The following is a 17,619-nucleotide window of genomic DNA, read 5'->3' on the forward strand; positions in this document are numbered from 1 at the left end:
GAATCGCAATGCACGGTGATGGCGCGCGCGGTGCCGCGCGGACCACGTCGGGATTTACGCTCTTCCTGGGCGGGCTCGCGGCGTTCAGCGCCTATTTCGCGATGTATGCCTTCCGCAAGCCGTTCGCCGTGGCCAGCTATGCCGATGTGGCGGGCTGGCACTTCGCCATCGACTACAAGACCGCGCTGCTGATCGCGCAGGTGGTCGGCTACGCGCTGTCCAAGCTGATCGGCGTCCGCGTCATCTCCGAATCCGGGCGGCAGGGGCGGGCGCGCATGATCCTTGCGCTCATTGGCGCGTCTTGGCTCGCACTGATCCTCTTCGCCTTGATCCCGGCGCCGTGGAACGTCGCCTGCCTGTTCTTCAACGGCCTGCCGCTGGGGCTGATCTGGGGACTGGTGTTCAGCTATGTCGAGGGGCGCCGCGTATCCGAACTGCTCGGCGCGATGCTGTGCGCGAGCTTCATCCTGTCTTCGGGCGTAGTGAAGTCGGTGGCGGCGCTGCTGATGGAGGCGGGGGTTGCGGAACAGTGGATGCCGGCGGCGACCGGACTGGCCTTCGTGCCGTTTCTGCTAACCGCGCTGTGGCAGCTGGAGCGCCTGCCGCCGCCCGACGCGTGCGACGAGGCGGAGCGCACCGTTCGCGTGCCGATGCAGGCCGCCGACCGCGCCGCGTTCCTGCGTGCACACGGCGCGACGCTGGTGCTGCTCGTGCTCGGCTATGTGCTGCTCACGGCGCTGCGGGACGTCCGCGACAATTTCGCGCGCGAGCTGTGGGCTGCGCTCGGCTATGGCGGTGAGGCGGCGATATTCTCGGCGAGCGAGCTGCCGATCGCGCTGCTCACGCTCGCGGCCCTCGCGCTGCTGATGCTGATCCGCGACAATCTGCGCGCGCTGCTGGCGATGCACGGGCTGATCTTGCTCGGCGCGCTCTGCCTGGGCGGCTCGACGCTCGCCTTCCAGGCGGGGCTGCTCGCGCCGCTGCCTTGGATGACGGTGGCGGGGGCGGGGCTCTACCTCGCCTATACCCCGTTCAACGCGATGCTGTTCGATCGCATGATCGCGACGATCGGCACCGCCGCCAATGCCGGGTTCCTGATCTATATCGCCGATGCCTCGGGCTATGTCGGCAGCGTGGCGCTGCTGCTCGTCCATGCGCTCGGCGCGCCGGAGGTGCGCTGGCTGCCCTTCTTCATTACCTGCTGCTATGCGGCCGCGCTCGCGGTGGGCGGGCTGACCATGGTGTCGGCGCTGCATTTTCTGTGTACCGGCGCGGACCGGCGGTTGATCCACCGCCCGGCTTCGCCTACCACCAGCGCCTGATCGCGCCGGTGCCCCGACGGGGGCTTAATCGGGAATGCGGTGCGGGAGCTCGCTCCCAAATCCGCGGCTGTCCCTGCAACTGTGAGCGGATAGCGCGATGCACTGGCCTCCAATCGAGGGGCAGCCACTGGGCGGAGATGCCTGGGAAGGCGTGCAGCGTGCCGGGACCCGCGAGCCAGGAGACCTGCCGGCGTCCGGTCGCTCTTGCCCTGGCCCAGGGGATGGCCGCGGCACGGTGTACTCCGTCTGAGCGGCGCATGAGCGGCTGGGGCCGTTCGCGGTTGCGTGGCCCGGTCGCTTGGCAAGCGTCCGGCCGGGATGCGCGATCGGCCGCTCGCGGTGGCCCCGGCCTGGTCGCACGACGCCGCCGGAGTGTCCTGTCTTGTCCGTTCTGCCGTTGCGTGCGCGCGTGGCCCTGCTGTTCGCATTGCTGATCGCCGCCAATCTCGCCGCCGGGGGCTGGGCCTTCGCCCTGTTCCATGCCCAGCCGCTGATGCTCGGCACTGCGCTGCTCGCCTGGGGGCTGGGGCTGCGCCATGCGGTCGATGCCGATCACATCGCCGCGATCGACAACGTCACCCGCAAGCTGATGAACGACGGCCAGCGGCCGATCGCCACCGGGCTGTGGTTCGCGATCGGGCATTCCGGGATCATCGCCATCGCCTCGGCCGGCATCGCGCTCGCGACCGGCGCTCTGGCGGGCATGGGGGCCTTCCGGGAAGTGGGCGGGGTGATCGCCACCAGCGTCTCGGCGCTGTTCCTGTTCACCATTGCCGGCATGAATCTGATTATCCTGCGATCGGTGTGGAAGACCTTCCAGCACGTCCGCGCGGGCGGCGCCTATGTCGAGGACGACCTCAACCTGCTGCTCGCCTCGCGCGGGCCGCTGTCGAAGTTGTTTGGGCCGATGTTCCGACTCGTCAGCAAGAGCTGGCACATGGCGCCGCTCGGATTCCTGTTCGGGCTGGGCTTCGACACCGCGACCGAAGTGGCGATCCTCGGCATGTCGGCGGGTCAGGCGGCGCACGGCGTCTCGCTCGGCACGCTGCTGGTGCTGCCGGCGCTGTTCGCGGCAGGGATGGCGCTGGTCGATACGCTGGACGGGGTGGTGATGCTCGGCGCCTATCAATGGGCGTTCGTCAAGCCGATCCGCAAGCTCTACTACAACGTCACCATCACGCTGATCTCCGCGCTGGTCGCGATCGTGATCGGGGGCATCGAGACGCTGGCGCTGATCGGCGACAAGATGGGCTGGACCGGCGGGGCGTTCGGGCTCGCCGCCGATCTCGGCGCGCATTTCAACGGCCTCGGCTTCGCGATCATCGGCCTGTTCGTCGCCTGCTGGCTGATCAGCTTCGCCATCTATCGCTGGCAGAGGCTGGACGAGATCGAGGTGCGGGTCTAGAGCGGTCCTAGAAGGCTTTCCAGCCTTCGATATGATCGCGCCGGTGCCCCGGACATGGGGCTTAATCGGGAATGCGGTGCGGGGAGGCTGCTCCCCAAATCCGCGGCTGTCCCTGCAACTGTGAGCGGATAGCGCGATGCACTGGCCTCCGCCGAGGGGCAGCCACTGGGCCGACACGGCCTGGGAAGGCGTGCAGCGTGCCGTGACCCGCAAGCCAGGAGACCTGCCGGCGCTACGGTCGCTCTTGCCTTGGTCCAGGGGATGGCCGCGGCACGGTCTTGCTTCCGTTCGAGCGACGAAGCTGTGCGGCTGGGGCTGCACGGTCGCGTGGTGCCGGGCGATTGTCGCGCCCGCCCGTCGTCGCGCGCCGGCCGGACATGCGTCTGGCAAGCCCCGCCGTGTGTTCGCTCGGGCGCGGGGGAAGACATGCATGACCGACCTGGCCAAGGTCCCCGTTACCATCGTCACCGGCTTTCTCGGCGCCGGCAAGACGACGCTGATCCGCCACCTGATCCAGAATGCCGAAGGGCGGCGGCTAGCGGTAGTCGTCAACGAGTTCGGCACGCTCGGCGTCGACGGCGAGATCCTGAAGTCCTGCGCGATCCCCGATTGCCCGGCCGAGAACATCGTCGAGCTGGCCAATGGCTGCATCTGCTGCACCGTCGCCGACGATTTCATCCCGACGGTGGAGCGGCTGCTGGCACTCGAGCCTCGTCCCGACCACATCCTGATCGAGACTTCGGGTCTTGCGCTCCCCAAGCCGCTGCTCAAGGCGTTCGACTGGCCGGCGATCCGCAGCCGCATCACCGTCGACGGCGTGCTGGCGCTGGCCGATGCCGAAGCGGTCGCCGAAGGCCGGTTCGCGCCCGATCTGGTGGCGCTGGAGGCGCAGCGGGCGGCCGATCCGGGAATCGACCATGAGACGCCGCTTGCCGAAGTGTTCGAGGACCAGCTCGCCTGCGCCGACATGGTGCTGCTGACCAAGGTGGATCTGGCAGGACCCGAGGGCGTCGCTGCCGCCCGCGCGGTGATCGCCGCCGAGGCGCCGCGGCCGGTGCCGGTGGTCGAGATCCGCGAAGGCGCGATCGACCCGCGCGTGATCCTGGGGCTGGGCGCCGCCGCCGAGGACGACCTCGCCGCGCGCCCCTCGCATCATGACGGCGCCGACGATCACGAGCATGAGGATTTCGACAGCACCGTCGTGACCTTCGGCGAGATCGCCGATCCGGCCGAGCTGGTCGCCCGCATCGAACAACTGGCGCGCGAGCACAAGGTGCTGCGGGTGAAGGGCTATGCGGCGGTAACGGGCAAGCCGATGCGGCTGCTGGTCCAGGCGGTCGGCAGCCGGGTGCGGCACCAGTATGACCGCCCCTGGCGTCCCGGCGAGCCGCGCGGCACCGCGCTGGTGGCGATCGCCGAGCACGACCATGTCGATCCCGCAGCGTTCCGCGCGGTGCTGGCGGGCTGAGGCACAGGGGCCATGCACGTCCTGTTCCGCGAAACGCACGGGCTGGAGGAAAATGCCGCGCCCCAGGACCTCGGGCAGGCTCCCGCGGACCTGGTGGTGCTGTCCTTTTCCGACAGCGACCTCGGCGCGTTCGCGGCGGCATGGCATGGCCATCGCGACGTGCTGCCCTCGCTGCGGCTGGCGAACCTCGCGGAGCTGATGCACCCGCTATCGGTCGACACCTATGTCGAGCGGACCTTGTCGGGCGCGAAGGCGATCCTGATCCGGCTGATCGGCGGCATGCCCTATTGGAGCTACGGCCTGCAGCAGGTGGAGACGCGGGCACGCGAACGCGGGATCGCGCTGGCGGTGTTGCCGGCGGATGGCCGTCCGGACGAACGGCTGGATGCGGCGTCGACGGTACCGGTCGAAGTCTTGCGAGACCTCGCGCGGCTCTGTGATGCGGGCGGGGCCGCGGCGGCACGCGCCGCCCTGGGCGTTTTGGCGGCGATGGCGCGGCTGCCTTCAGTCGAGCCATTGCCCTACGCCCCGCTGCCAGCGTTCGGTGTCTGGCACCCCGCGCTTGGCGCTTTTCGTCCGCCCGATCGCCAGCCCGGCGATGCGGCGTTGCGGATCCCCGAGGCATGCCCATGGCGGCGGTCGGGTAGGCCGCTGGTGTTGATCATCTTCTACCGCTCGTACCTTGCTGCGTGCGATGTGGGCCCGTTCGAGGCGCTCCACGCCGTGTTCGAGAGCGCCGGTTTCGACACGCTTTCGATCTTCGTGCCCTCGCTCAAGGCCCCGGACGCCCGCGCGCAGGTGGAGCAATGGGTGCGCGACCTCGCCCCCGCTGCTATCGTGAACGCCACCGCATTCTCGGCACGCGACGAGCACGGCCGGTCGCCGCTCGATGCTGCCGGCGTGCCGGTGTTCCAGATCGCGCTCGCTACTGCGTCACGCGAAGCCTGGGTCAGCGCCGAGCGCGGGCTGTCACCGGCGGATCTCGCGATGCACGTCGTGCTGCCCGAGCTCGACGGGCGCCTTTTCGCCGGTGTCGCCAGCTTCAAGCAGGCCGAGGCGCGCGACGAGGCGCTGGGCTTCGCGCGCACGGTGCATCGGGCCGAACCGCAGCGGATCGAGGCGATCGTCACGCGGGTCGCAGGCTGGATTGCCCTCGCGCAGAAGCCCGTAGCGCAGAAGCAAATCGGGCTCGTCCTCTCGACCTATCCCGGCAAGGCTTGGCAGCTCGCGCACGCCGTCGGCCTGGACGCGCTCGCCTCCGCCGAGGCCATCGCTGCCGATCTGGGAGAGCCGGTGGACAGCCTGGCCGAGCGGTTGCAGCGCGACACGCTGCGCTGGCCGCTCGCCGCCTATCGCGAAGCGCTGGCGACGCTGCCTCAGCCGTTGCGGGAGGCCCTCGGCGCGGCATGGGGGGAACCTGATGCCGATGCCGCGTGCCGTGACGGTCATTTCCACTTCCCCGCATTGCAAAGCGGCAAGCTGCTGATCGCGCTCCAACCGGAACGCGGGGCCCCGGCGACGCGAGAGGACAGCTACCACGATGTCGGGCGGGTGCCGCGGCATGGATATGTCGCCTTCTACCTGTGGCTGAAGGCGCAGGGCATCGACGCCATCGTCCATATCGGCGCGCATGGCACGCTCGAATGGCTGCCGGGCAAGGCGGTGGCGCTTTCCGACGCCTGCTGGCCGGAGGCGCTCACCGGCGGTCTGCCGATCCTGTACCCGTTCATCGTCAACGATCCCGGCGAAGCCGCGCAGGCCAAGCGCCGCACCGGAGCGGTCACCATAGGCCATTTGCCGCCTGCACTGAAGACCGCGGGGACCGGCGCCGGCTTTGGCCGGATCGAAGCGCTGCTTGACGAATTTTCCAACGCCGTGGGCCTCGATCCGGCGCGTCGCGATCGTCTCCAGACCACGATCCGCGACGAAGCCCGCGCGGTCGGGCTCGAGGCGGAACTGGGGCTAGACGGTGCCACCAGCAGCGCCGAGGCGATCACCCGCATCGATCGGTTCGTCTGCGACGTGAAGGAAAGCCAGTTTGGTGACGGGCTGCATGTGTTCGGTCGCGGCGCGTGCGGGAACGCGGAACGCGCCGGGCTGCTTGCGGGCCTGGCGGGCAAGCGCGTCGCAGCGGGCCCGTCCGGATCACCCTTCCGCGGGCGCACCGACGTGCTGCCGACCGGCCGCAACCTCTACACGATCGATCCGCGCGCGGTACCCAGCCGCGCCGCGCATGCGCAGGGCATCGTTCTCGCCGACGAACTGATCCGCCGCCACCTGCAGGATCATGGCGACTATCCCAATGGGCTGGTCGTCGACCTGTGGGGGTCGGCGACGATGCGCACCGCCGGCGAGGAGTTCGCGATGGCGCTGCACCTGCTCGGGGCCGCACCGATCTGGGACCCTGCCTCCGAGCGGGTGACGGGCGTCGAGATTTTGCCGATCGCGATGCTCGACCGCCCGCGGATCGACGTGACCCTGCGCGTATCGGGCCTGTTCCGCGATGCCTTCCCGACACTCCCGCAGTTGTTCGGCCAGGCCGTGCGAGCACTGGCGGCGCGTGACGAAGCACCCGAATGGAACCCGTTCGCCGGGAAGGATGCCGGTGCGCGCGTTTATGGCCCGCGTCCCGGCAGCTACGGCCTCGGCATAGGTGATGCGGTCGAGACCTATACCGAAGAGGCGCGGCATGCGGCAGGCGAGGCGTGGCTCGCCGCATCGGACCATGCGTTCGACGGGCATGAGCCCCAGGCCGATCCGGAGGGGCTGCGCGCCAGGGTCTCCGATGCGGATGTGTTCGTGCATCTGCAGGACCTGATCGAAACCGATTTGCTCCTCGCGGCCGACTATGCCGCACACGAAGCCGGGTTTGCCGCCGCCAAAGCGATGCGTGGCGGAACGGCGGCACTCTACCACCTCGACGCACGCGACCCGGCGCGCCCAGTGGCGCGGCCGCTGACCGAAGAGATCGCCCGCGTCGTCCGATCGCGCGCGGCGAACCCGGGCTGGATCGCCGGTATGCGCCGCCACGGCTTTCGCGGCGCGGCCGAGATCGCGGCGACGCTCGATCATCTCGGCGCCTTCGCGCATCTCGCAGGTGCGGTGCCGCCGCAGCTGTTCGACCTCTACCACGATGCGACGCTCGGCCAGCCCGAGGTGCTGGATTTCCTCGCCCGCGAGAACCCGGCGGCACTGGCGGCGATGGAGGCGCGGTTCGCAGCGCTGCACGCCGCTGGACTTTGGCAGACCCGTCGCAACTCCATCCTCGCATCCCTTGGCGGCGCGGCATGAGCGGCTTCCAGGTCCGTGGCTGGTGTCCCGATGCGTGGCGGCCCATGGCGGCGGGTGACGGGCTGCTGGTGCGGGTAAAGCCCCGGCTCGCGCGGCTTACCCGTTCGCAGGTGCTCGGGCTGTGCGACGCGGCGCTGACGCTTGGCAACGGCCTGATCGACCTGACCAGCCGCGGCAATCTACAGATTCGCGGCGTCACCGAAGCGCGCTGGCTCCCGCTGGTCGAGCGGTTGATTGCGCTGGACCTTGTCGATGCCGATCCGGCAAGGGAGAAACGCCGCAACCTGCTGGTCGCACCCGACTGGCAGGCGGGCGACGACACCCATCGCATCGCCGGCGATCTGCTTGCCGCGCTCGACACGCTGCCCGACCTGCCGGGCAAGATGGGGGTCGTGGTCGACGCGGGGCCCGTGCCGCTACTGGCCGATGCGCCGGGGGACTTCCGCATCGAGCGCGGCGTCGAAGGCCCTCTCCTCCTCCGCGCGGCGGGGCGCGCCAACGGGGCGCCCGTCGCAGCCGGAGATGCAGCCGACGCGCTCGTCCGGCTGGCGCATTGGTTCATCGATACCGGCGGTACCGCCGCTGGGCGCATGGCGCGCCATGTCGCGCCGCTCCCGGACTGGGCGAGCGACCGCATCGCACCCGCAGCCCCGGCCAACCCGATTGCGCCGGGCCCGCACCCGCTGGGCGCATCACTCGGCGTGCCTTTCGGACAAGTGGACGCGAGGGTGCTGGCGGACGCGTGCGCGGCATGGGCGGCAGGCGTCCGGATCACGCCGTGGCGCAGCCTCCTAGTGGAAGGTGCCGGGCTGCGCGAGGCCGCCTTCATCACCGACCCTACCGATCCGCTGCTGCGTACCGATGCCTGTGTCGGTGCGCCGGCTTGCCCGCAGGCGAGCGTCGAGACGCGAGCTCTGGCGCGCCAGCTCGCGCCGCTGGTCTCCGGCCGGCTGCACGTCTCGGGCTGTGCGAAGGGCTGCGCGCTGGCGCAGGCGGCGGACGTGGTGGCGACGGGCCGGGACGGCCGGTTCGATCTTGCCTTCGATGCTCGCGCCGGTGCGTCGTCCACCCATGCCGGTCTCAGTCCCGACGCGCTGCTTACCCTCTTCGGAACCGATTGATGCCCTATCACTACGAAACCGATGGCACCGCCATCTACCGCCAGTCCTTTGCGACGATCCGCACCGAGGCCGATCTCGCCCGCTTCTCGCCCGACGAGGAGCCCGTGGCCGTGCGCATGATCCACGCGGCCGGGATGGTCGAGCTGGCGCCCTATGTCTGCTTCTCGCCCGGCTTCGTGCAGGCGGCCCGGGCGGCACTGGCCGAGGGCGCGCCGATCCTGTGCGACGCACGGATGGTATCGGAAGGGATCACGCGCGCGCGGTTACCGGCCGACAATCGCGTGATCTGTACGCTGCACGACCCGCAGGTGCCGGCGCTCGCCCAGGAAATGGCCAATACGCGCTCGGCTGCCGCGCTGGAGCTTTGGCGGCCGCATCTGGCTGGCGCCGTGGTGGCGATCGGCAATGCACCGACCGCGTTGTTCCATCTGCTCAACATGCTCGAGGATCCGACGTGTCCGCGGCCGGCCGCGATCATCGGCTGCCCGGTGGGGTTCGTCGGCGCGGTGGAATCGAAGGCGGCGCTCTGGGCCGCCCCGCCGGTGCCGTGCTGCATCGTCGAGGGGCGGCTCGGGGGCAGCGCGATCACCGTCGCCGCGGTCAACGCACTGGCGAGCCGCGCCGAATGAGCCTGGGCACGATCCACGGCGTTGGCCTCGGCCCCGGCGCGCCCGACCTGCTCAGCGTTCGCGCCGACCGGCTGGTGCGCGACGCCCGCCATGTCGCCTATTTTCGCAAGGCGGGGCGGTCGGGCCAGGCGCGGCGGATCGCGGAGGGCATGCTCCGGCCCGACGCCATCGAGCTGCCGATGGAATATCCGGTGACGACCGAGATCCCGGTCAGCGACCCGCGCTACAATGCCTGCCTGTCCGCCTTCTACGCCGAATGCACCGCGCGGCTGCTGGCGTTGTCGCGCGCCGGAGAGGACGTGGTGGTGCTCTGCGAGGGCGACCCTTTCTTCTACGGCTCGTTCATGCACCTCCATTCCCGGCTGTCGGGCCAGGTGCCGGTGGCGGTCGTGCCGGGGATCACCGGCATGGCGGGGGCATGGAACGCGACCGGCCAGCCGATCACCTGGGGCGACGACGTGCTGACGATCGCGATGGCGACGCTGCCAGAGGCGGAACTCGTCCGCCGCATCCGCGATACCGACGCGCTGGTGGTGATGAAGATCGGCCGCAATCTCTGCAAGCTGCGCCGCGCCGTGACAGCGGCGGGGCGCGAGGCCGAGGCCTGGCTGGTCGAGCATGCGGCGATGCCGGAGCAGCGGGTAACACCGCTCGCCGAGGCGACCAGCGTCACGCCCTATTTCTCGATCCTGCTCATCCATGGCCGGGGGCGCCGCCCATGAGCGGCTGGCTGGCGATCGCCGGGCTGGGACCCGGAGACGAAGCGCTGGTGACGCCAGAGGTCACCGCAGCGCTGGCGGAAGCGACCGATGTCGTCGGCTACATCCCCTATGTCGCGCGGGTGGCGCCGCGCGCGGGGCTGACGCTGCATGCCTCGGACAATCGCGTGGAACTGGGCCGCGCGGCGCTCGCGCTCGATCTCGCGGCGCAAGGGCGGCGGGTGGTGGTCGTGTCCTCGGGCGATCCCGGGGTGTTCGCGATGGCGGCGGCGGTGTTCGAGGCGCTCGAAGCCGGGCCGGAGGCCTGGCGCGGGCTCGACATCCGCGTGCTGCCGGGGATCACCGCGATGCTGGCCGCCAGCGCGCGGGCAGGGGCGCCGCTCGGCCATGATTTCTGCGCGATCAACCTCTCGGACAATCTCAAGCCCTGGGCGCTGATCGAGAAGCGGCTGCGGCTCGCCGTCGAAGCCGATTTCGCAACGGCCTTCTACAACCCGCGCTCCAAGGCGCGGCCGCACGGCTTCGCGCGCGTGCTGGAACTGCTGCTGGAGGTCTGCGGCCCGGACCGCCCGATCCTGTTCGCCCGCGCAGTCTCCACCCCGGAGGAAGCGCTGCGGATCGTGCCCCTCGGCAGGGCTACGCCCGAGATGGCCGACATGCGCACCATGGTGATCCTGGGCTCGAGCCAGACGCGCTGGATCGAGGGTACCGCGCGGCCGATCCTCTACACCCCGCGCTCGGTGGGAGCGGGGGCATGATCCAGCCACTCCAGCACCGCCGCCGGATCGGTCACCTCGGTGCGGGGCGGCAGCGCCGGGCGGTCGATCATCAGCACCGGGATGCCGAGCGCGCGCGCGGCGACCAGCTTGGCCTCCGCACCGCTACCGCCGGCATTCTTGCAGACGACCAGATCGATACCGTGCGTCTCCAGCAGCGCCCGATCACCCTCGAACGTGAAGGGGCCGCGATCGATGATCAGCGTGTGGTGCGGAATAACCGGCCGCACCGCCGGCGCATCGATGAAGCGCAGGACATAATGGTGCTGCGGCATCGCCGCGAAGTCGGCGACGTGCATGCGGCCGAGCGCCAGCAGGATTCGGCGCGGAGCACCGGCGAGCGCAGCGACCGCTCCCTCGATATCGGCGACGCGCATCCACTGGTCCCCCGGCACCTGCGTCCAGGCGGGGCGGGTGAGCGCGAGCAACGGGACGCCCGAATTCCGCGCCGCCGCGACCGCATTGGCGCTCATCGTCGCCGCGAAAGGATGTGTCGCGTCTACCAGATGCGTCACGCGCGCCTCGCGCAGGTACGCGGCCAGTCCGTCCGCGCCGCCGAAGCCGCCCACCCGCACCGGGATCGGCTGCGCTCGCGGTGCCTCGGTACGGCCCGCATAGCTCAGCGTGGCGGTCACGCCTCGATCGGCCAGCAGCCGCGCCAGCGCGCTCGCTTCGGTGGTGCCACCCAGCAGCAGGACGTTCGGCATGGCTGATCTTCCCTGGCTCACCATCATCGGACTGGGCGAGGACGGCGCGGACGGCCTGTCCGCCGCCGCCCGCGCGGCGCTGGAAAAGGCCGAACTGGTCATCGGCGCCCCACGTCACCTCTCGTTGCTGCCGGCACTTAGGTGCGAAGCACGCGCATGGCCAGCGCCCTTTGCCGAGGGCATCCCGCTGCTCCTCGCCGAGCGCGGTCGCCGGGTGGTGGTGCTTGCCTCGGGCGACCCCTTCTGGTTCGGCGCGGGCACCAGCGTCACCCCGCATCTCGCCCGCGAAGAGTGGACCGCGCACCCGGTGCCCTCCAGCTTCGCGCTGGCGGCATCGCGGCTGGGCTGGGCGCTTCAGGATACCCTGTGCCTGGGGCTGCACGCCGCGCCGTTCGGCCTGCTGCGGCCGCATCTCGCGCCCGGCCAGCACCTGCTGGTAACGGTCCGCGACGGCGCTGCAGTGGCTTCGCTGGCAGCCTATCTGGCGGGCGAGGGGTTCGGCGCCTCGACGCTGCACGTGCTGGAGGCGCTCGGCGGTCCGCGCGAGCGGGTACGATCGGTGCGCGCCGACACGCTCGCCTGGGAGGACATCGCGCATCCCGTCTGCATCGGCATCGAGCCGGCGGGGGCGGGGGCGGTGCTGCCAGTCGCCAACGGGCGGCCCGATGGCTGGTTCGAGTCCGACGGCCAGCTCACCAAGCAGCCGGTGCGGGCGCTTACCCTGTCCGCGCTCGCACCGCGCGCAGGGGAGTTGCTGTGGGACATCGGTGCCGGCTCGGGCTCGATCGGGATCGAATGGCTGCTCGCGCATCCCGCCAATCGCGCGATCGCCGTCGAGGCCGATCCCGTGCGCGCCGAGCGTGCACGTGCCAACGCGGCTCGGCTCGGGGTGGATCGCCTGCGCGTAGTGCCGGGCCGCGCCCCGGCCGTGCTGCCGGAGGGCGTTCCCGATGCGGTCTTCATCGGGGGCGGCCTGTCGCAGGCGTTGCTGGAAGCGCTGTGGGCACGGCTACCCACCGGTGTACGGCTGGTGGCGAATGCGGTGACCCTCGAGTCCGAGGCCTTGCTCGCCACGTGGCACGGGGCCGAGGGCGGGAGCTTGTTGCGGATCGAGCTGGCCGATGCGGCACCCCTCGGCACCCGCCACGGCTGGCGATCACGCTATCCGGTCGTGCAGTGGAGCGTCACCCGATGATCGTCGCCGGCTTCGGCTATCGCAGCGGTGCTACCGCCGCGTCGCTGCGTTCGGCGCTCGCACTGGCGCAGACGGGGGCGCCGCCGGTCACCCATGTCGCGACGCTCGCCGACAAGCTGCCGCTGCTGGCGGCGCTTGGGCTGCCGACGATCGTCGTCGATGCGGTGGCGGGCGTCGCCACGCCCACCCGCTCCCCCGCCAGCCTTGCCGCGCGGGGTACCGGCAGCGTCGCCGAGGCCGCTGCGCTCGCCGCCGCCGGACCCGGCGCCCGCCTGCTCGTCACGCGACAGATTTCCCCCGATCGCATGGCGACCTGCGCCATCGCCGAAGGAGCCCCCGTATGACCGTCCATTTCATCGGCGCCGGCCCCGGCGCGCCCGACCTGCTCACCCTGCGCGGCCGCGATCTCATCGCAGCCAGCCCGGTGTGCCTCTATGCCGGATCGCTGATCCCGGAGGCGATCCTCGCGCATTGCCCGCCGGGTGCCAAGATCGTGAACACCGCGCCGATGGACCTCGACGCGATCCTGGCGGAGATCGTCGCCGCCCATGCCGCCGGCCAGGACATCGCACGACTCCATTCGGGGGACCTCTCGGTCTGGTCGGCGATGGGCGAACAGCTGCGCCGGCTGCGGGCGTTCGGCATCCCGTTCACGATCACCCCCGGCGTGCCTGCCTTCGCGGCCGCCGCCGCGACGCTCGAGGCGGAGCTGACCTTGCCCGAGCTCGGCCAGTCGCTCGTCCTCACGCGCACGCCGGGCCGGGCCAGCCGCATGCCGCCGCGCGAGAGCCTCACCAACTTCGCCGCGACCGGCGCGACGCTGGCCATCCACCTGTCGATCCACAATCTCGCGACGCTCGTCGCCGATCTGCTGCCTGCCTATGGCGCGGATTGCCCGGTCGCAGTGGTCTGGCGGGCGAGCTGGCCCGACGAGCGGATCGTCCGCGCGACGCTGGCGACGATCGAGGCAGCGGTCGCCGGAACCATGGAGCGCACCGCGCTGATCCTGGTCGGCCCGGTGCTGGCGGCGGAGGGTTTCGCCGAGAGCAGCCTCTACGCCGCCGGCTATGATCGGCGCTTCCGGCCGCAGGACGCCTCGTCGCGCTTCGCAGGCAGCGCCGAATGAGCGTGCCCGGCCTGATCATCGCCGCGCCCGCCTCGGGTACCGGCAAGACGACGGTGATGCTGGGCCTGCTCCGCGCGCTGCGCGAGGCCGGCGTTGCCGTCACGCCGTTCAAGAACGGACCCGATTACATCGACCCGGCCTTCCACCGCGTGGCGAGCGGTAGCGCCTCGTACAATCTCGACAGCTGGGCGATGGACGCGAGCCTGCTCGACGCGCTGGCAGCCGAGGCGGGCGCGTGTGACCTCGTGCTGGCCGAAGGCTCGATGGGGCTGTTCGACGGCGTCGCGCGGGCAGGAGCGAGCGGCACGGGTGCCACCGCGGATCTGGCGCGACGCTATGGCTGGCCGGTGGTGCTGGTGGTCGACGTATCGGGCCAGGCTCAGTCGGCAGCGGCGACCGCGCTGGGCTTTGCCCGGCTCGACCCGAGCGTGCCCTTCGCCGGGGTGATCCTCAACCGCGTCGCCAGCCCGCGCCATGAACGGCTGGTGCGCGCGGGGATGGAAGCGGCCGGCATACCCGTGCTAGGCGCACTCCCGCGTCGCGCCGATCTGGTCCTGCCGGAGCGGCACCTGGGGCTGGTGCAGGCCGTCGAGCATCCGGATCTCGACCGCACGATCGGCGACTATGCCGCGTTTCTCCGCGACCATGTCGACCTCGGCGCGCTTCAGGCCGCTGCGGCATCGAAATCGCATCGTACGGATACTGCGGTCGTGCTGCCGATCCCGCCCGCCCAGCGCATCGCCATCGCGCAGGATGCGGCCTTTTCCTTCCTCTACCCGCATTTGCTCGAAGGCTGGCGCCGGGCAGGGGCCGAGATGCTGCCTTTCTCGCCGCTGGCCGACGAAGCGCCCGATGCCGATGCCGACCTCGTCTGGCTTCCCGGCGGTTATCCCGAGCTTCACGCCGGCACCATCGCGGCGGCGGCGACGTTTCTCACCGGGCTACGCGCGCATGCGGAGCACCGACCGGTGCACGGCGAGTGCGGCGGCTATATGGTGCTGGGCGAGGCGCTGGTCGACAAGGCCGGCGAGACGCACCGCATGGCCGGGCTGCTTGGGCTTGTCACCAGCCATGCCCAGCGGCGGATGCACCTCGGCTACCGCCAGGCAACGCTCCGGGCGCCCGTCTCGGGGCTGCCGGCGGGTGCACGGCTGACGGGCCATGAGTTCCACTATTCGACCATCGTCTCGCAGACCGACGCGCCGCTGGCCGATGTCGCCGATGCCGAGGGCAATGCCGTCCCCGAGACCGGATCGGTCCGGGGCCCTGTCACGGGCAGCTTCTTCCACCTGATCGCGGCGGCGGCATGATCGTGCTCCAGCTGATCGGCATCGGCACCGGCAACCCGGCGCATTTGACCGGCGAGGCGATCGCCGCGCTCAACGCCGCCGACCTCATCCTCGTGCCGCGCAAGGAAAACGCTCCCGATCTCGCCGATCTGCGCGAGGCGATCTGTGCTGCGGTGCTGACGCGCCCGGTGCCGATCATCGCGTTCGACATGCCGGTGCGGGCAGGGGAGGACTATGTCCAGGCGGTCCACGCCTGGCACGATGCCATCGCGGGCGCGTGGCGCGCGGCCGCTGCCACGCATCTGCCGCGTGGGGGCAAGGTCGCGCTGCTCGTCTGGGGCGACCCGTCGCTCTACGACAGCACGCTGCGGATCGCGGCGCGGCTGCCCGACGTCAGCGTTCGCATGGTGCCCGGCATCACCAGCGTTCAGGCGCTCACCGCCGCGCACGCCATCCCGCTCAACCCGCTCGCGGGTGCGGTGACGATCACCACCGGGCGCCTGCTGCGTAGTCACGGATGGCCGCCCGAGGCGGACACGGTCGTCGTGATGCTCGACGGCGGCTGCGCATTCGAGACGCTCGATCCCGTCGGCATCACCATCTGGTGGGGCGCCTATCTGGGCATGCCCCAGCAGGCACTGGACCAGGGCCCGCTCGCCGAGGCCGGCCCGCGCATCGCCGCGACCCGCGCCGCGCTCCGCGCCCGGCAGGGCTGGATCATGGACATATACCTCCTGCGAAAGGCTCCCCAATGACCCGCGACGACGCCGCGCATGCCGAGAAGATGCGCAAGATCCAGGCCGCCCGCGCCACGATGATGGCGACCAAGAGCGAGGAGAAGGGCCTCCTGATCGTCCATACCGGCAAGGGCAAGGGCAAGAGCAGCGCGGCAATGGGCATGGTCGTCCGCGCCATCGGCCACGGCATGAAGGTGGGCGTCGTCCAGTTCATCAAGGGCGCGATGATGACCGGCGAGAAGGCGGTGTTCGATGCCTTCCCGGACCAGGTCGAGTTCAAGCCGATGGGGGAGGGCTTCACCTGGGACACGCAGGATCGTGCCCGCGACATCGCCGTCACGCGGACGGCGTGGGACGAGGTGAAGCGGATGATCGCCGATCCGGCCTACGACATGGTGCTGGCCGACGAGCTCAACATCGCGCTGCGCTACGACTATTTGCCGCTCGACGAGGTGCTGGCGGTGATCGAAGCGCGACCGCCGATGAAACACGTCATTGTCACCGGCCGCAATGCGCCCGAGGCGCTGATCGAGGCCGCCGATCTGGTCACCGAGATGACGCAGGTGAAGCACCCGTTCCGCTCGGGCGTGAAGGCGCAGAAGGGGATCGAGTTCTGACCGGCGCGCCCGCCTTCGACGCGGCGTTTCATCGCCAGTTCGACACGCTGCTGCGCTGGCGGCGCGACGTGCGACATTTCGCTGCGCGGCCGATCGCGCCGGCGGATCTGAGGGCGCTGCTCGAAGCGGCCGCGCTTGCCCCCTCGGTCGGCAATGCGCAGCCCTGGCGCTTCGTGCGGCTCCGCACCCCGGCGCTGCGCGAGGCGTTGGCGGCCCATGTCGACGCAGAGAACGCCCGCGCCGCCGCAAACTATGCGGAGCAGGGGAGGCGCGATGCCTATCGCGCGCTCAAGCTCCACGGCCTGCGCGAGGCGCCCGAGGTGCTGGCCATATTCTGCGACGAGCGTCCGGCTGCCGGGCACGGCCTCGGCATCGCGACGATGCCCGAGATGCTGCGCTATTCCTGCGTCACCGCGATACACACGCTGTGGCTCGCCGCCCGCGCACGCGGCATCGGCCTGGGCTGGGTGTCGATCCTCGATCCTGGTGCGGTGACCACGCTGCTCGACGTACCGCTGGACTGGACGCTGATCGCCTTGCTGTGCCTCGGCTATCCCGAGGCGCCTTCCGAAATCCCCGAACTCGAACGCCGTGGCTGGCAGGCGCGCGAGCTGCTCGCCGATCGGCTGTTCGAGCGCTGAACTATCAGGAGATACCGATGCTTACCCCGGTTGAAGACGGCCCCGCAATCGTCGTGTGCAACACCTGCCGCTTCAGCGCCGACGCGCGCGAAGACGGGCAGGGCCGACGCGGCGGCACCATGCTCGCGGAGGCGCTGGCGCAGGCTCGCGACGCCGATCCGCGCTATGCCGGCATCGCGATCCAGCAGATGCCGTGCCTGTTCGCGTGCAGCGAGCATTGCACCGTGCACCTGCGGGCGCCGGACAAGGTCGGCTATGTGCTGGGCCGCTTCACCCCGGATGCGGACGCCGCGCGCGCCCTCCTCGACTATGCCGTGGCCTATGCTGCCAGCGAGCACGGCAAGGTACCGTTCGCGCAATGGCCGCAGGGCGTGAAGGGCCATTTCATCGTCCGCGTGCCGCCGGCGGGGTTGGTGGTGGAGAGTTGAGGGCTGGCACCGATGGGAGGTAGCGGTGATCTGACCACCGCACCCACCGGGCATGTTGCCGCCAGTTAGAAAAGGCACATTCCGCCGCAAGATAGAAATGGCACAACGCCTTCGGCAGCGGGGGCTGCGTGGAGCCCTCCTCATAGCG

At 70.6% G+C, this 17,619-nt stretch carries 17 protein-coding genes and 2 riboswitches; of the genes, 16 read left to right on the top strand and 1 reads right to left on the bottom strand.

Going from position 1 to position 17,619, the window contains the following annotated elements:
- Positions 1-8: 8 nt before the first annotated feature.
- From GGR89_RS19720 to cobJ, 8 genes are all read left to right on the top strand, one after another.
- A complete protein-coding gene (locus tag GGR89_RS19720; protein WP_206434270.1) occupies positions 9-1,322 on the top strand; it encodes a DUF5690 family protein in 1,314 nt (437 codons plus the stop codon).
- Positions 1,314-1,528: riboswitch (cobalamin riboswitch) on the top strand. It overlaps the preceding gene by 9 nt.
- Before the next feature lie 191 nt (positions 1,529-1,719).
- Complete coding sequence (locus GGR89_RS19725) at positions 1,720-2,727, top strand: HoxN/HupN/NixA family nickel/cobalt transporter (RefSeq protein ID WP_125973797.1); 1,008 nt, start codon at positions 1,720-1,722, stop codon at positions 2,725-2,727.
- 24 nt (positions 2,728-2,751) lie between these two features.
- Positions 2,752-2,972, top strand: a riboswitch (cobalamin riboswitch).
- A gap of 185 nt (positions 2,973-3,157) precedes the next feature.
- A complete protein-coding gene (gene cobW, locus GGR89_RS19730) occupies positions 3,158-4,195 on the top strand; it encodes a cobalamin biosynthesis protein CobW (protein WP_125973723.1) in 1,038 nt (345 codons plus the stop codon).
- A gap of 12 nt (positions 4,196-4,207) precedes the next feature.
- Complete coding sequence (gene cobN, locus GGR89_RS19735; RefSeq protein WP_125973721.1) at positions 4,208-7,486, top strand: cobaltochelatase subunit CobN; 3,279 nt, start codon at positions 4,208-4,210, stop codon at positions 7,484-7,486.
- A complete protein-coding gene (locus GGR89_RS19740) occupies positions 7,483-8,607 on the top strand; it encodes a cobalamin biosynthesis protein CobG (protein WP_125973719.1) in 1,125 nt (374 codons plus the stop codon). Before cobN ends, GGR89_RS19740 begins: the two co-directional genes overlap by 4 nt.
- Positions 8,607-9,236 carry a precorrin-8X methylmutase gene (locus GGR89_RS19745; RefSeq protein WP_125973717.1) on the top strand — a complete coding sequence of 210 codons (630 nt, stop codon included), beginning with the start codon at positions 8,607-8,609 and terminating at the stop codon, positions 9,234-9,236. The genes GGR89_RS19740 and GGR89_RS19745 overlap by 1 nt, the downstream gene beginning before the upstream one ends.
- Positions 9,233-9,958, top strand: a complete 726-nt coding sequence (cobI, locus tag GGR89_RS19750) for a precorrin-2 C(20)-methyltransferase (protein ID WP_125973715.1) — start codon at positions 9,233-9,235, stop codon at positions 9,956-9,958. Before GGR89_RS19745 ends, cobI begins: the two co-directional genes overlap by 4 nt.
- The gene (gene cobJ / locus GGR89_RS19755; RefSeq protein WP_125973713.1) at positions 9,955-10,713 is read left to right on the top strand and encodes a precorrin-3B C(17)-methyltransferase; all 759 of its coding nucleotides are present in this window, start codon (positions 9,955-9,957) and stop codon (positions 10,711-10,713) included. The genes cobI and cobJ overlap by 4 nt, the downstream gene beginning before the upstream one ends.
- On the opposite strand, the gene GGR89_RS19760 is transcribed toward cobJ, so the two are convergent.
- Positions 10,680-11,438, bottom strand: a complete 759-nt coding sequence (locus tag GGR89_RS19760; RefSeq protein ID WP_125973711.1) for a cobalt-precorrin-6A reductase — start codon at positions 11,436-11,438, stop codon at positions 10,680-10,682. The two genes, cobJ and GGR89_RS19760, sit on opposite strands and share 34 nt — an antisense overlap.
- Between GGR89_RS19760 and cbiE the strand changes: the two genes are divergently transcribed.
- The 8 genes from cbiE to GGR89_RS19800 are packed head-to-tail and all read left to right on the top strand — an operon-like array spanning position 11,437 to position 17,471.
- Complete coding sequence (cbiE, locus tag GGR89_RS19765) at positions 11,437-12,633, top strand: precorrin-6y C5,15-methyltransferase (decarboxylating) subunit CbiE (protein ID WP_125973709.1); 1,197 nt, start codon at positions 11,437-11,439, stop codon at positions 12,631-12,633. The two genes, GGR89_RS19760 and cbiE, sit on opposite strands and share 2 nt — an antisense overlap.
- Positions 12,630-12,977, top strand: a complete 348-nt coding sequence (locus GGR89_RS19770) for a cobalamin biosynthesis protein (protein ID WP_125973707.1) — start codon at positions 12,630-12,632, stop codon at positions 12,975-12,977. Before cbiE ends, GGR89_RS19770 begins: the two co-directional genes overlap by 4 nt.
- Complete coding sequence (cobM, locus tag GGR89_RS19775) at positions 12,974-13,759, top strand: precorrin-4 C(11)-methyltransferase (protein ID WP_125973705.1); 786 nt, start codon at positions 12,974-12,976, stop codon at positions 13,757-13,759. Before GGR89_RS19770 ends, cobM begins: the two co-directional genes overlap by 4 nt.
- Positions 13,756-15,069 carry a cobyrinic acid a,c-diamide synthase CobB gene (locus GGR89_RS19780; protein WP_125973703.1) on the top strand — a complete coding sequence of 438 codons (1,314 nt, stop codon included), beginning with the start codon at positions 13,756-13,758 and terminating at the stop codon, positions 15,067-15,069. Before cobM ends, GGR89_RS19780 begins: the two co-directional genes overlap by 4 nt.
- Entirely contained in the window at positions 15,066-15,803 is a 738-nt protein-coding gene (gene cobF, locus GGR89_RS19785) for a precorrin-6A synthase (deacetylating) (RefSeq protein ID WP_126002322.1), read from the top strand. The genes GGR89_RS19780 and cobF overlap by 4 nt, the downstream gene beginning before the upstream one ends.
- On the top strand, positions 15,800-16,402 hold the full coding sequence (gene cobO / locus GGR89_RS19790; protein WP_125973699.1) for a cob(I)yrinic acid a,c-diamide adenosyltransferase: 603 nt from the start codon (positions 15,800-15,802) through the stop codon (positions 16,400-16,402). Before cobF ends, cobO begins: the two co-directional genes overlap by 4 nt.
- Positions 16,399-17,043 (top strand): 5,6-dimethylbenzimidazole synthase, encoded by a 645-nt coding sequence (gene bluB / locus GGR89_RS19795; protein ID WP_125973795.1) that lies wholly within the window; start codon positions 16,399-16,401, stop codon positions 17,041-17,043. Before cobO ends, bluB begins: the two co-directional genes overlap by 4 nt.
- Positions 17,044-17,060: 17 nt before the next feature.
- Positions 17,061-17,471 carry a DUF1636 domain-containing protein gene (locus GGR89_RS19800; RefSeq protein WP_125973697.1) on the top strand — a complete coding sequence of 137 codons (411 nt, stop codon included), beginning with the start codon at positions 17,061-17,063 and terminating at the stop codon, positions 17,469-17,471.
- The last annotated feature ends 148 nt before the right edge of the window (positions 17,472-17,619 follow it).

The organism is Sphingomonas trueperi, assembly GCF_011927635.1.
Taxonomy (GTDB): Bacteria; Pseudomonadota; Alphaproteobacteria; order Sphingomonadales; family Sphingomonadaceae; genus Sphingomonas; species Sphingomonas trueperi.

Excerpts from the sequence above, each read along its gene's own strand:
- GGR89_RS19720 (WP_206434270.1), top strand. The coding sequence starts at position 9 with ATGCACGGTGATGGCGCGCGCGGTGCCGCGCGGACCACGTCGGGATTT.
- cobW (WP_125973723.1), top strand. The coding sequence starts at position 3,158 with ATGACCGACCTGGCCAAGGTCCCCGTTACCATCGTCACCGGCTTTCTC.
- cobN (WP_125973721.1), top strand. The coding sequence starts at position 4,208 with ATGCACGTCCTGTTCCGCGAAACGCACGGGCTGGAGGAAAATGCCGCG.
- GGR89_RS19740 (WP_125973719.1), top strand. The coding sequence starts at position 7,483 with ATGAGCGGCTTCCAGGTCCGTGGCTGGTGTCCCGATGCGTGGCGGCCC.
- GGR89_RS19745 (WP_125973717.1), top strand. The coding sequence starts at position 8,607 with ATGCCCTATCACTACGAAACCGATGGCACCGCCATCTACCGCCAGTCC.
- cobI (WP_125973715.1), top strand. The coding sequence starts at position 9,233 with ATGAGCCTGGGCACGATCCACGGCGTTGGCCTCGGCCCCGGCGCGCCC.
- cobJ (WP_125973713.1), top strand. The coding sequence starts at position 9,955 with ATGAGCGGCTGGCTGGCGATCGCCGGGCTGGGACCCGGAGACGAAGCG.
- cbiE (WP_125973709.1), top strand. The coding sequence starts at position 11,437 with ATGGCTGATCTTCCCTGGCTCACCATCATCGGACTGGGCGAGGACGGC.
- GGR89_RS19760 (WP_125973711.1), bottom strand. The coding sequence starts at position 11,438 with ATGCCGAACGTCCTGCTGCTGGGTGGCACCACCGAAGCGAGCGCGCTG.
- GGR89_RS19770 (WP_125973707.1), top strand. The coding sequence starts at position 12,630 with ATGATCGTCGCCGGCTTCGGCTATCGCAGCGGTGCTACCGCCGCGTCG.
- cobM (WP_125973705.1), top strand. The coding sequence starts at position 12,974 with ATGACCGTCCATTTCATCGGCGCCGGCCCCGGCGCGCCCGACCTGCTC.
- GGR89_RS19780 (WP_125973703.1), top strand. The coding sequence starts at position 13,756 with ATGAGCGTGCCCGGCCTGATCATCGCCGCGCCCGCCTCGGGTACCGGC.
- cobF (WP_126002322.1), top strand. The coding sequence starts at position 15,066 with ATGATCGTGCTCCAGCTGATCGGCATCGGCACCGGCAACCCGGCGCAT.
- cobO (WP_125973699.1), top strand. The coding sequence starts at position 15,800 with ATGACCCGCGACGACGCCGCGCATGCCGAGAAGATGCGCAAGATCCAG.
- GGR89_RS19800 (WP_125973697.1), top strand. The coding sequence starts at position 17,061 with ATGCTTACCCCGGTTGAAGACGGCCCCGCAATCGTCGTGTGCAACACC.